This window comes from Salisediminibacterium beveridgei (assembly GCF_001721685.1).
Taxonomy (GTDB): domain Bacteria; phylum Bacillota; class Bacilli; order Bacillales; family Salisediminibacteriaceae; genus Salisediminibacterium; species Salisediminibacterium beveridgei.
Genome location: NZ_CP012502.1, coordinates 998,021 through 1,010,927 on the forward strand (window position 1 = coordinate 998,021; position 12,907 = coordinate 1,010,927).

A 12,907-nucleotide genomic window follows, 5' to 3' on the forward strand; every position below is an offset into this window, starting at 1 on the left:
TTTGTTTGTTTTTCAGGGTAGCTTATTACATTAGCTTTTTCGACGCTTGTTGTTGATCGTGAGATGGAGAGAGCGACAGGTGGTGATGGAATCACTGCGGGCCGTTCACTTCGAGCAGAGGATGCCCAAGTGCCTGTGGTGCACGCGTCCGCCGTGAGCGAATGAAATCAACAATGAACGATAACAGAGTTTATTTTCAAGGTAGCCATTAAATAAATTCATTGATGGATCTTATACTCCGCACCTGAATGTGATATACTAATTCCAGAATAATCACTCAATGTGACATACTAATGGAGGTTTATCATGATGAAGGTAGCAATTAATGGATTTGGCCGGATTGGCAGAATGGTGTTCAGGCAATTGATAAAAGATGAGGGTACAGAAATCGTGGCGGTCAATGCCAGCTACCCGGTGGAAACGCTGGCGCACCTGATTCGCTATGATTCCGTTCACGGACCGTTTCAAGGTGAGGTGCAGACCGATGGGCAGTATCTGATTGCCAATCATAAACGGGTGCTCGTTTGTCAGGAACGTAATCCTGAGGTTCTCCCTTGGGGCGATCTTGGCGTTGAAACGGTCATTGAAGCGACGGGGGCATTTACCTCCAGGGAGAAAGCGGCGCTTCATCTTCGTGCAGGTGCTGAGCGGGTAATCATCACGGCTCCCGGTGAAGATGCGGATGCGACCCTTGTTATGGGCGTGAACCATGAGCAGTATAACCCTGACCGTCATCGAATCATTTCGAATGCATCCTGTACAACGAATTGCCTCGCACCCGTGGCAAAAACCATTCATCGGAACTTTCATATTGAATCAGCGGTAATGACAACCGTGCACTCCTATACGAATGATCAGTTGAACATTGATAACCCGCATGCGGACTTAAGGCGTGCAAGGTCGTGTGCCACCTCAATTATTCCGACGACAACCGGTGCTGCGAAGGCAATGGGTCTTGTGATGCCGGAGCTGGCCGGCAAAATGCACGGGATTTCGCTCAGAATTCCGACACCGAATGTATCACTCGTAGACCTGGTCTGTGAGGTCCGTTCTTCAACAGACATGGAAGAAGTCAACGGTGTGCTTCGCTCTGCAGCAACCGGAGATATGGCCGGCGTGCTGAGTGTGTGCGACGAACCCCTCGTCTCAACGGATTTCAATGGCAACGCCCATTCAAGCATTGTGGACAGTCTGTCGACGATGGTGATGAATCGGCATACCGTAAAAATTCTGGCCTGGTATGATAACGAATGGGGCTACGCTTCTCGCGTGTGTGACATGGTGAAATTCACGGGAAGCCGGTCAAACGAGAAGCAAATGCCAATCACCTCATAGACTCAGATAAATCAATTCATGAATCGATCGAGAAACTCTCTGTTCCTAAAGAGAGTTTCTTTTGTATACAATTGAACTTCCTGCCGTTTCTTGCTATGCTTGTGGTAGAAAAGAAGGTGGGGATGAGAGATGGGAATAAAGGAAAATTTGAAGAAAATCTTTTCAAAACATACAGAAACCAGAGAAGAACACGCTGATGAACGGTTTCAGACCCGTTATTATAAAACCATGCCTGATAAAGCGATCAAAGAGCTTCATCAGATTTTCGAGCGTGGCGAAGGTTTTGAAGTCCGGGATTATTCCGAAGAGCGCGGTGAAATGATTGTTCATGTCAATAAAGGGAAGCGCATGCTGATGGTTGTGACTGTCATCATGGTCCGCCCTTACCGGACGGCGATCGATTTTTCCGTTGCAACAGAGACCTTCCTGTTTTCAGATTTTGGGATCAGCGGAAAAATGATTCAAGTGATGTATGATGAACTGGATCAGCGCATGACCTTTGTAGGTACTGGACTTGCCAAGGAAATGTCAACCTTTCGATAATGGAATGGAGATGACAAAATGAAGTGTCCGAAATGTCACCACAATGGGACACGGGTACTCGATTCCCGACCGAGTGATGAGGGGCGTTCCATTCGTCGCCGGAGAGAATGCGAAGAATGTGGCCACCGTTACACAACCTTTGAACGGGTGGAGCACACCCCGCTGATCGTGGTGAAAAAAGACGGGAACAGAGAAGAATTCAGCCGTGAAAAACTGCTTCGTGGCCTGGTGCGTGCCTGTGAAAAACGCCCGGTTTCCATTGATACACTTGAGGAAATTGTTGAAAAAACCGAACATGAAATGCGTAATTCCGGACGGGCCGAAATCAGCAGTGAAGAAATTGGTGAAAGTGTCATGGCGTTTCTCGTTGATGTGGATGACGTAGCCTATGTACGTTTCGCGTCGGTGTATCGCCAATTCAAAGACATTAACGTGTTTGTAAATGAATTAAAAGAACTGGTCGAACGGGAACAAACAAAGAAATAAAACTTGGCTCGCCGCGAAGCAGATGGTGAAAGCCTGAAATGCCTGTATACGCGATTCCCGCACTAAACGTAAAATTATTCTATGAAGTATAACAATCGAATGGAGCGGCCACGCTCCATTTTTTCCACGTTCTAAAAGATTGAGTCAGGAAGTGGTTCAGTGAAACATCTCGGAAAAGTAAACCCATCATCCCCCTATGAGGTCTTTATGCGTTCAAGACTCTCGATGGAGGATATCGAGGTCATGACGCTCCTCTATCAGCCATTAATCGGTTCTCAGGCTGTATCGTTATATTTGACATTGGCGCAGGACGCCCAAAAATCCGCAGGCCGAAAAGCCGAACGTACCCACCGGGGGCTGATGATGCTCACAGGACAGCCGCTTGATGTTCTCTATGGTGAACGCAGAAAGCTTGAAGGCATGGGGCTGTTAAAAGTGTTTAAACACAGTGAAGAAGGTGAGCACAGCTTTATCTATACGATTCAGTTGCCCCTCAGTCCACAGCACTTTTTCAGTCATAATACCTTTCCTGTCTTCTTGCTGAATAAAACAGGAGAGCATATTTATAAAGAGCTGCGGCAGCATTTTGTTGTCACACCGCCCGATGCATCGGGTTATCTTGCAGATACCATGAAGTTTGATGAGGTGTTTCGAAGTGTGCACCCATCTGAATTGAGGGTGAAGTCCGGGGAGTCTAAAGAGGCCATGTCCTCCACTTCACTGTTGTCTATGCTCTCGGAAGCAGAGGAATCGTTTTCCTTTCATGATCTGGATTTCGATTATGAAACCATGCTTGCGTACCTTCCGCAATTCACCCGGGTTCCTGCCATTGAACAGCAGCTGATTCAGCGGGAAAATATCCGGATGATCGAGAACCTCGTATTCCTTTACAAGCTCGATGCCAAAGCTATGGCAGATTTAATCTCGCAGGTGCTGTTAAACCGTGACGAAATTGATTTTGTTGAACTTCGGCAACTGACACGGGAGTCCTATCAGCTGAATGAATCCCGTCAGCCCGCGGGCCTTGGTCTGACATTGACGCATCTGGATGCTCAGCCGGATTCACTCAAGACAGTTGAAGGTGAACCGGCCAATGATTTTGAAAAGAAAGTGGCTTATTATGAATCGATTTCACCGCTTGAACAGATCACCGATCTGACCGGAGGGGCGAAAATTTACCAGGGAGATCTGAAGATCATTGATGAGTTGATCTTCGATTATGCCCTCCCGCCTGGTGTGGTGAATGTATTGATTACCTATTTGTTCAGTGAACATGATGAACGACTGGTGAAGAACCTGGCCTTTAAGATCGCGAACAACTGGAAGCGTAAAGGCATTCGCAACGTACCGCAGGCCATGGAGCAAGCCAAAAACGAAGCGAAGAAAAACGATTCCTTCCAGCAGCATTCAAAAACAAAAAAGACGGATTTTTACCGGAAACCTCAGCAGATCAAAAAAGAACCTGTGCCTGAATGGATGGAGAATCCGGATTGGAACAAAGACGAGTCGTCGGAAGAGGAATTGGTCACGGCCAGACGTGAAGCGGCTGAAAAGCTTGCCCGACTGCAGAATAAGTCGAGACAAAAAGGAGACGATAGGTAATGGATCCGATTCAACCTTCATTCAGACGGTTCATTGATGGCGATTTCAATGAACGTTTCAAGCGCATTCGAGAAGAGACGCTGAGCGACTTCAGAGTGCAGTCTTTTCTGGCAAAACATCCGGAACTCAAGGAGCATTTAACAGAAAACCGCATCAATGAATTGTACCAGTACAAGTACCAGTGGGATCACTGCGATGACTGTCCAGGTCTTGATGCCTGTCCGAATATCATGCAGGGCTTCCAGCCGCAGATTTCAGTCTTGCGGGGAGATTTGGAGTTGTCTTATCACCCCTGCCATCTGAAACGGAAAGATGATGAACGAAAGCGTCAGGAATCGTTCATCAAAAGTCTGCACATTCCAAAAGAAATGCTGAATGTCCGTTTCGAACACTTTGAGCAGGATTCAAAGGCACGAATGGATGCTTTCAATGCGGCACTGAGCTTCGCTGAGAGCGTGAGCCCGGGTGAAAGCGGTGAGGGCTTATACATTCACGGTCCTTTCGGTGTCGGGAAGACGTTTTTGATCGGTGCGATTGCCAATTATTTAGCAGATGAAGAGATTTCCACGATGGTTCTCTACACTCCGGATTTTGTCCGGGAACTGAAAAACGGGATCTCAGATGGCACGTACCAGGAAAAATTAAACCGGGTCATGGATGCACGTGTACTGATACTGGATGACTTCGGAGCTGAAACGATGAGCAGCTGGGTCCGCGACGAAGTGTTGGGGGCGCTTTTGCAGCACAGAATGATGGAACAGCTGCCGACGATCTACACGTCGAACCTGAGCCTTGAAGAGCTTGAAATGCATTTATCATCCACTCAGCAAAAGGGTGTGGAGAAAGTGGATCAGTTGAAGGCACAGCGGATTCTTGAACGGATTCGTCATTTAAATCGGATTGTGGCGATGAAGGGTGAGAACAAACGGAATAAATCGTAACAGAATTTCCGGGAATCATGAGTTTTTTGTGCGTTTTATTCACGCTACCTGCCGGAATATGTTAGTATAGCCTTATAGATTTTTTGAATCAGAATGGGGGCAACAGCATGAGTATAGATCATATCCTTGAAAGAGCACGTCAGGGTGAGCGACTCTCAGTTGAAGATGCAATCACGTTATATCAGAGTGATGAAGTAGAAAAGATTGGTGAAGTAGCCAACGAAAAGATGCTGAAGTGGAATCCGGACCCGATCACGACCTTTGTCGTTGGTCGAAATGTCAATTATACGAATCTGTGTGATACTTATTGCCGTTTCTGTGCTTTTTACCGGCCGCCGAATGCCGCAGACGGCTATGTCCTTGATGATGAAGAAATCTTTCAAAAAATTCAGGAGACCAAAGACGTCAATGGCACAGAAATTTTGATGCAGGGCGGGACCAACCCGAACCTGCCGTTTGAATACTATACGAATTTGCTTCGGGAAATCAAGAAGCGTTTTGATATCACCATGCATTCCTTCTCACCAGCCGAGATTTATAAGATGGTTGAAGTTTCCGGTAAATCGTTGGAAGAAGTATTGATTGAACTCAAAGAAGCCGGACTGGACTCCGTACCAGGTGGTGGTGCAGAGATTCTTGATAACCGCACACGCAGACGGATCAGCCGTCTGAAAGGAACGTGGGAAGAGTGGATCGAATGCATGAAGATGGTGAAGAAGGTCGGTATGCACGGCACGGCGACCATGGTGATCGGCTTCGGTGAAACGTACGAAGAGCGGGCACTGCATTTGCAGCGACTGCGCGACGCGCAGGACGATGCGGATTGCTTTTTGGCTTTTATCTCCTGGACCTTCCAGCCGGATAATACCGCGATGAAGGGTGAACGTGTTACGGCACGTGAATACCTGAAGAACACGGCGATTGCCCGAATCTTCCTGGATAACGTGAAGAACTTCCAGTCTTCCTGGGTAACGATGGGACCTGAAGTCGGTAAAGAATCCCTCTCTTATGGCATTAACGACTTTGGAAGTACAATGATGGAAGAGAACGTTGTATCATCTGCAGGTGCGACCCATAAAGTCGATACGAATCTGATTTTACGTCTCATCCGTGAAGCAGGTAAGATTCCTGCCCAGCGCGATACAAAATACAACACGCTCCGTGTTTTCAAAGAAGACGAATCAGTGGAAAACGACTTCGTCATGCAAAACTGACCGAGCTCAAATCAAGTTGCGGGATAAGCCTGCAGCTTGATTTCTTTTTCTGAGGCCTCTTGATTTTCCATACAAGCTTCGCTATACTGAACTTCAATAACAAATCACAGATGCGTTGATGCAGATATGATCAGCTTTTCTGAAACGGACAGAGAGTGAACCCGCGGCTGGAAGGTTCTCGTGAATGAAAGTTGTTTACCACTGCGAAGCACCGGTTTGGAACGTGTGTCTCAGTCAAGGACCACCGAAACTCCCGGCGTTACTCTTCACGTTACGAAGACCATGAAGCCTGTCTTACCTCGACAGGGAACAAGGGTGGAACCACGATGCATCAGCTCGTCCCTTCTGAATTATTGATTCAGAAGCGGACGGGCTTTTTTTAGGCTCTGCGAGAAATGTCGTGTCTGACTGTCGAAGGGATGTGTCTTCTGTTTCTGCGATTACTCGTTGCACGAACATACTCGCCGATCCTCTGGTGTCAGAGCCTGACGCTTATGAAAAAGTGTCTGAATCAATAGCAAAGCGAAACTGAACGGTATGTAGTAAAAGAAGAACCATGAAAGAGAGGATGATTCATATGTCAGCACAACAAGTACAACTCACATTTCCCGATGGCAACGTCAAGGAATTCGAACAGGGTATTTCGATGGAAGAAGTTGCCCAGTCCATCTCACCAGGGCTTAAGAAAAATGCCGTAGCAGGTAAAGTCGACGGTGAACCGATCGATCTCAGAACACCGATTCAAGAGAGTGCTCAGATTGAAATTCTCACGTATGATTCCCAGGAAGGACTCGATGTGCTGCGTCACAGCACGGCACACTTGATGGCCCAGGCAGTCAAGCGGCTGTTTGATGACGTAAAGCTCGGAGTCGGTCCGGTGATTGAGGAAGGCTTCTATTACGATATTGACATGGAGCATAAACTGACGCCAGAGGATCTGCCGAAAATTGAAAAAGAGATGAAGAAGATCATTGATGAAAATCATGAAATCAAGCGGGTGGAAGTATCAAGAGAAGAGGCGATCCGCCGCTATGAAGATATTGGTGATGAACTGAAGCTTGAGTTGATGGAGGATATCCCGGAAGGCGATCAGATCACGATCTACGAACAGGGTGAGTTCTTTGACCTCTGCCGCGGGGTGCATGTTCCGCAAACCAGCAAACTGAAAAAGTTCAAGCTGTTGCAGGTGAACGGTGCATATTGGCGCGGGGACAGTGATAATAAAATGCTGCAACGTGTCTATGGCACGGCCTTTCCGAAACAAAAGCAGGTGGATGATTACCTGCAGCTTCTTGAAGAACGTAAAGAACGTGACCACCGGAAACTTGGAAAGGAGCTCGGCATTTTTGCAGTGAGTCAGAAAGTCGGCCAGGGGCTTCCGCTGTGGTTACCGAAAGGTGCGACGGTGCGCCGCCAGATTGAACGCTATATTGTCGATATCGAAGAACGCCTCGGCTATGACCATGTCTATACGCCGGTACTTGGCAGTGTCGATTTGTACAAGACATCCGGACACTGGGATCACTATCAGGATGACATGTTCCCGGTATTGCATATGGACAATGAGGATCTCGTCCTTCGTCCGATGAACTGCCCGCACCATATGATGATTTATAAAAATGAGAAGCACAGTTACCGGAACCTGCCGCTTCGGATTGCAGAACTCGGCACGATGCACCGCCATGAAATGTCCGGAGCCCTTGCCGGTCTTCAGCGGGTCCGGGCGATGACATTGAACGATGCGCATATTTTCTGCCGGCCGGATCAGCTGAAAGAAGAATTCATCCGTGTTGTTGAACTGGTCCAGGCTGTGTACGAAGATTTTCAAATTGATGATTACTATTTCCGTCTGTCTTACCGGGACCCGGAGGATAAAGAGAAATATGTCGACAACGACGAGATGTGGGTGAAGGCTCAGGCGATGCTGAAGGAAGCCGTCGATGAGATGGGTGTGGAATATATTGAAGCAGATGGAGAAGCTGCTTTCTATGGCCCGAAGCTTGATGTTCAGGTGAAAACAGCCCTTGGTAAGGATGAGACGCTCTCCACTGTACAACTCGACTTCCACCTGCCGGAGCGCTTTGATTTGACGTATACAGGAGAAGACGGCAAGGATCATCGTCCGGTTGTCATTCACAGAGGCGTCGTTTCTACGATGGAACGATTTGTTGCCTTCCTGATCGAAGAGTATAAAGGCGCTTTTCCAACATGGCTGGCCCCGGTTCAAGCAGAAATCATTCCTGTCAGTGACGTGCATCTGGATTACGTGAAAAAAGTCGAGGATGAACTGCGGAAAGCGGGCGTCCGTGTCCATGTGGATACGCGAAATGAGAAACTCGGGTATAAGATAAGGGAAGCGCAGATGCAGAAGATTCCTTACCTGCTTGTACTCGGGGATAATGAAATCGAAAACGAGAGTGTGAATGTCAGACGTTACGGACAGAAAGATTCAACAGAAATGGCGATGGCTGCCTTTGTGGAGAAGATTCAGGCGGACATTCGCACGTATGGAAAAAGTGATCAATAAATCCCTCCCAAAAGCACAGTGAATTTAAAATTCACTGTGCTTATTTTTGAAACAAACGGATATCAAAGAAGTATATTGAATTCATAAGACTTTAGAAGTACACTTAATGTATGATATAGAAGGATTGGATGTGTTGAGATGACATTCAGGTACCGCTTTTTGACTGATTGGTTGACGATGCATAGGGAGGATGAAACAGAGACCCGTTCAATTCCTGAGGGGTGTTACGGCGAAAATTATCAGGATCTGAAGCACATACTCGAAGCGGTGGATGATGTGACCCTCATATCCATTATCGATCCGAGTGGAACAATTTTGTATGTAAATGACTACTTCTGTGAGGTGTTCGGTTATCTCAGATCTGAACTGATTGGCAGTGAATATGGGTTAATCAAATCCCATTTGCATTCACAGGCCTTTTACGATGAGTTGTGGGCTACAATCCAGCGGGGGGAGTCCTGGACCGGTGAGATCAAAAATCAACACAAAAACGGTCGGATCTTTTGGCTGCAAACAGCGATCACGCCCGTTTTACATGAGAATAACAGCATTAAACATTATATCGCCATCCGCAAAGATATTTCAGAGAGTAAGCGAATCGGGGAAAAAGAAAGAAATAAAATAGAAGACAATTATGAAGCGGTCATAAACAATCTCGATAATATGGTGATGCGAATTGAAGATGATCAAAGAGGGAATTACCCGGTTGCATTGATTGGCGGCAAGATGATCGATAAACTCCAGATTGAAAAAAGAGAGGTCCTCGGTACGTCAGTTGAGGATGTGCTGCGATTATCCAATGAGAATAAACAGCTTTTCCTGCGTCAATTGCGAGCAGCATTCCAGGGCGAAACGACCGGGCTGGAGCTGGAGTATCAAAAGTGGTCTCTTTATGTCAACTTCGCCTCCATCATGGAAGACGGCGACATCGTCTCTGTGACAGCCTCATTTTCAGACATCACCCCGCTGAAAAAAACGCAGGATGCGATGCGCGATCTGGCGTTTCAAGATCCTTTAACCGAGCTTCCGAACAGGAGACAGTTTGAATGCGATCTGTCTGATTTGATTGCGGAGAGAAAGCAGTCGCATGACCCGATCGCGATTCTTCTGATTGACATGGATCAGTTCAAGAACATAAATGACAGCCTTGGGCATGCAACGGGCGATCGATTTCTATTGATCGCATCCGAACGAATGAACCGTATCCCGGCAGGTGAACATGTCAAATATAAACTGTATCATCTTGGCGGGGACGAATTTGTTTTCCTGATCAGCCGATTTTCTGATGGCACCGTCAAGCCCTTTATCAACCAGATCGTCCAGTTATTTCACGAGCCCTTCCCTTATTTTGAGGGAGATATACATTTGCAAGTCAGTATCGGGGGAACGTTTTATCCGGACTATGCCCAAAGCGCAGAAGACATTATGAAACAGGTCGATATGGCTGTGATGACTGCCAAAAAATCCGGTGGTCAGAAGTACCAATTTTTCACTGGAGATATGCAAAAACAGTTCAGCGAATATGTGATTTTGGAAAGGGATTTGCGAAAGGCATTGGAAGTGAAAGACGAGTTTGAGTTATACTATCAGCCCATTTTCAATAAAGCCGGAGAAGCGGATCTGGCCGAAGTGCTCATTCGCTGGAACCATCCGCACAGCGGATTGATCTCGCCTGCGGAATTCATCCCTGTGGCCGAAAAGTCCGGATTGATTGTTCCTCTTGGGCAATGGATTATGAAAAAAAGCAGCCCGGGATGTGAGTCGTTGGTCTGAACTGGCAGGATCAAAACGCCGGGTCTCGGTCAACATTTCTTCACTGCAACTCCAGCAGCCTCATTTTGTAGCTCAGCTCGAAAAGATTTTGCGAGCGGAACATATACATCCTGATCAGTTTCAGTTGGAAATAACCGAAAATATTCTGATGGAAAAGCGAAAAGAAAATGTAGCAAAGCTTAATGTTCTTCAGAAAAAAGGCTTTCGAATTGCCATCGATGACTTCGGAACCGGTTATTCGTCATTAAGCTATCTGAAAACGTTCCCGATCGACGTGTTGAAGGTGGACAAGTCTTTCATTAAGGATCTTCCTGAAGATGAAGCGGATAAAGCGATTGTAAAAGCCACAATCAGACTCGGAACAGACCTGGGTCTTGAAATGGTTGCAGAAGGTGTGGAATCGATGGAAGCAGCAGCCTATCTGCGGGCGATAGGCTGTCACGTTCTTCAAGGATTCTATTTTGCGAAACCGATGCCTTTTAATCAATTATTGAAAAGCGTTTGACACGCACTTGGAGTTATGGTAAATTGTTTTAGTGAACATTATACAGGATTGAAAGCAAGAAGAGGCGCCCGCTTCTCACCTGATCGGCAATTGTGCTGGCAGGTTACGACTTAATTCCAAACATCAATTGGAGTGTGGGCGCACGTATGTGCCCACACTTTTTTATGTCGTGATGTTCGTCAGAAAAGCCTTACTGGCATGAACATCTTGCTTTGGTCCAAAAAAGATCATGGAGGTGGCTCAACATTAGTAAGGATATGTTCGTAAATGAAAACATCCGCGCGAAGGAAGTGCGATTGATCGGTCCCAATGGGGATCAGATCGGTGTAAAATCCAAGCGTGAAGCGTTGGAAATGGCTCAAAATGCTGATTTGGATTTAGTGATGGTAGCGCCTAATGCCAAGCCTCCCGTCTGCCGAATCATGGACTACGGGAAGTATCGCTTCGAACAGCAGAAAAAAGAAAAAGAAGCTCGTAAGAAGCAGAAGATTATCAACGTCAAAGAGGTTCGCCTCAGTCCAAACATTGAAGAGCATGATTTCAACACAAAGCTTCGTAATGCTCGTAAGTTTCTTGAAAAAGGAGATAAAGTAAAAGCAGCGATCCGCTTCCGTGGACGTGCGATTACCCACTCTGAACTCGGTCGTGATGTTCTGATGCGTCTTGCAGAAGGATGCAAAGATGTTTCCACGATTGAATCAAAACCGAAGATGGAAGGACGCAGTATGTTCCTCATCCTCGCACCGGTTTCTGACAAAGAGTAAGTTATGCCGAACTCATCTCTTCCGATTTAAACCGGCCGGAATTCATTTTTTCTCACTGACAACGACAACAACAAAGAATTTAAGGACAGGAGGACATTCATTATGCCTAAAATGAAAACTCATTCAGGCGCTTCAAAGCGTTTCAAAAAGACAGGAACTGGCAAGCTGAAGCGTGGAAAAGCCTTCACAAGTCACCTGGCAGCGAACAAGTCCCAAAAGCAAAAGCGTAAGCTTCGTAAATCCGGTCTTGTAAGCAAAGGCGACCAGAAGCGTATTGGAGAAATGATCTAAATCAGCCCGGGAGCCGCTTGCTCCGGCTGTTTCAACCGCACGAATATACTGAAAGCACAAAGGAGGGATTACGATGGCAAGAGTAAAAGGTGGGTATGTAGCCCGTCGTCGTCGTAAAAGAGTATTAAAGCTTGCTAAAGGATACGTAGGATCCAAGCATCGTTTATTTAAAACCGCACAGGGACAGGTGATGAAATCACATCTGTATGCATACCGCGACCGTCGCCAGAAAAAACGCGACTTCCGTAAACTCTGGATTGCGCGTATTAATGCTGCAGCACGGATCAATGGTCTTTCTTATAACCGTTTCATGCATGGTCTCAAACAGGCAGGCATCGAAATGAACCGTAAGATGCTGGCTGATCTTGCAATTAACGACGAGCAGGCATTTTCTGATCTCGCTGATAAAGCAAAAGCAAACTTGAAGTAAGACAACGCAGGATGGCAAAGGTACCCGAATCCGGGCCGCTGTCATCCTTTTTTCATACTTCCTAATCAGATTTTCGTTTATAATGGATATCAAGCAGAAGTGCAACAAAGACGTTCACCATAAACTTGGCGAAAAGCCAAGTCAGCTTCATAGTCAAGAGAGCAATGGAGGTGGCTGTCCTGGAATGGTCATTCATGAACGGCGCGTTACTTTATATTCTGATAATCAGTGTGATTGGAAGTCTTTTGATGATGGTCGATAAAGGGCGTGCGATCAATGACAAGTCCAGGATCGCAGAGAAGACACTCCTTACTGCGGGTGCTCTTGGCGGTGCATTTGTCATGCTGATGGTGTCAAGGCTCATTCGACATAAGACAAAGAAACCTAAATTCACGCTGGGCCTTCCTGCAATGGCCATCGTACACATTGCAGCGGGTATTTATCTGTTTTACTAGGACACAGTTTTAAGAATAAAGGAGGGGATGTCAATTGGAAA

13 protein-coding genes and 1 other annotated feature are annotated in these 12,907 nt (G+C 46.6%); all 13 genes read left to right on the forward strand.

Annotated elements, in window-relative coordinates; translation table 11 throughout:
* The first annotated feature begins 303 nt into the window (after positions 1-303).
* Positions 304-1,335 (forward strand): glyceraldehyde-3-phosphate dehydrogenase, encoded by a 1,032-nt coding sequence (locus BBEV_RS04495; protein ID WP_157100917.1) that lies wholly within the window; start codon positions 304-306, stop codon positions 1,333-1,335.
* A gap of 129 nt (positions 1,336-1,464) precedes the next feature.
* A complete protein-coding gene (locus BBEV_RS04500) occupies positions 1,465-1,878 on the forward strand; it encodes a DUF1499 domain-containing protein (RefSeq protein WP_069364379.1) in 414 nt (137 codons plus the stop codon).
* Between the two features lie 18 nt (positions 1,879-1,896).
* Positions 1,897-2,364: a transcriptional regulator NrdR gene (gene nrdR / locus BBEV_RS04505; protein WP_069364380.1), complete on the forward strand. Its 468-nt coding sequence runs from the start codon at positions 1,897-1,899 to the stop codon at positions 2,362-2,364.
* 159 nt (positions 2,365-2,523) lie between these two features.
* A complete protein-coding gene (locus BBEV_RS04510) occupies positions 2,524-3,966 on the forward strand; it encodes a replication initiation and membrane attachment family protein (RefSeq protein ID WP_069364381.1) in 1,443 nt (480 codons plus the stop codon).
* Entirely contained in the window at positions 3,966-4,907 is a 942-nt protein-coding gene (dnaI, locus tag BBEV_RS04515; RefSeq protein ID WP_069364382.1) for a primosomal protein DnaI, read from the forward strand. The genes BBEV_RS04510 and dnaI overlap by 1 nt, the downstream gene beginning before the upstream one ends.
* Before the next feature lie 107 nt (positions 4,908-5,014).
* A complete protein-coding gene (gene mqnC / locus BBEV_RS04520; protein WP_069364383.1) occupies positions 5,015-6,121 on the forward strand; it encodes a cyclic dehypoxanthinyl futalosine synthase in 1,107 nt (368 codons plus the stop codon).
* Between the two features lie 577 nt (positions 6,122-6,698).
* Entirely contained in the window at positions 6,699-8,648 is a 1,950-nt protein-coding gene (gene thrS / locus BBEV_RS04525) for a threonine--tRNA ligase (protein WP_069364384.1), read from the forward strand.
* 159 nt (positions 8,649-8,807) lie between these two features.
* Complete coding sequence (locus BBEV_RS04530) at positions 8,808-10,421, forward strand: diguanylate cyclase domain-containing protein (protein WP_198155066.1); 1,614 nt, start codon at positions 8,808-8,810, stop codon at positions 10,419-10,421.
* Entirely contained in the window at positions 10,405-10,926 is a 522-nt protein-coding gene (locus BBEV_RS17885) for an EAL domain-containing protein (protein WP_069364386.1), read from the forward strand. The genes BBEV_RS04530 and BBEV_RS17885 overlap by 17 nt, the downstream gene beginning before the upstream one ends.
* A gap of 50 nt (positions 10,927-10,976) precedes the next feature.
* Positions 10,977-11,096 (forward strand) — a sequence feature (ribosomal protein L20 leader region).
* A gap of 87 nt (positions 11,097-11,183) precedes the next feature.
* Entirely contained in the window at positions 11,184-11,690 is a 507-nt protein-coding gene (gene infC, locus BBEV_RS04540; RefSeq protein WP_069364387.1) for a translation initiation factor IF-3, read from the forward strand.
* Positions 11,691-11,792: 102 nt separating this feature from the next.
* Complete coding sequence (gene rpmI / locus BBEV_RS04545) at positions 11,793-11,981, forward strand: 50S ribosomal protein L35 (protein WP_069364388.1); 189 nt, start codon at positions 11,793-11,795, stop codon at positions 11,979-11,981.
* Positions 11,982-12,054: 73 nt separating this feature from the next.
* Positions 12,055-12,411, forward strand: coding sequence for a 50S ribosomal protein L20 (rplT, locus tag BBEV_RS04550; protein WP_069364389.1), 357 nt, complete (start codon positions 12,055-12,057; stop codon positions 12,409-12,411).
* 125 nt (positions 12,412-12,536) lie between these two features.
* Positions 12,537-12,866, forward strand: coding sequence for a DUF1294 domain-containing protein (locus BBEV_RS04555; protein ID WP_157100918.1), 330 nt, complete (start codon positions 12,537-12,539; stop codon positions 12,864-12,866).
* The last annotated feature ends 41 nt before the right edge of the window (positions 12,867-12,907 follow it).

Excerpts from the sequence above, each read along its gene's own strand:
- BBEV_RS04500 (WP_069364379.1), top strand. The coding sequence starts at position 1,465 with ATGGGAATAAAGGAAAATTTGAAGAAAATCTTTTCAAAACATACAGAA.
- rpmI (WP_069364388.1), top strand. The coding sequence starts at position 11,793 with ATGCCTAAAATGAAAACTCATTCAGGCGCTTCAAAGCGTTTCAAAAAG.
- thrS (WP_069364384.1), top strand. The coding sequence starts at position 6,699 with ATGTCAGCACAACAAGTACAACTCACATTTCCCGATGGCAACGTCAAG.
- infC (WP_069364387.1), top strand. The coding sequence starts at position 11,184 with ATGTTCGTAAATGAAAACATCCGCGCGAAGGAAGTGCGATTGATCGGT.
- mqnC (WP_069364383.1), top strand. The coding sequence starts at position 5,015 with ATGAGTATAGATCATATCCTTGAAAGAGCACGTCAGGGTGAGCGACTC.
- nrdR (WP_069364380.1), top strand. The coding sequence starts at position 1,897 with ATGAAGTGTCCGAAATGTCACCACAATGGGACACGGGTACTCGATTCC.
- dnaI (WP_069364382.1), top strand. The coding sequence starts at position 3,966 with ATGGATCCGATTCAACCTTCATTCAGACGGTTCATTGATGGCGATTTC.
- rplT (WP_069364389.1), top strand. The coding sequence starts at position 12,055 with ATGGCAAGAGTAAAAGGTGGGTATGTAGCCCGTCGTCGTCGTAAAAGA.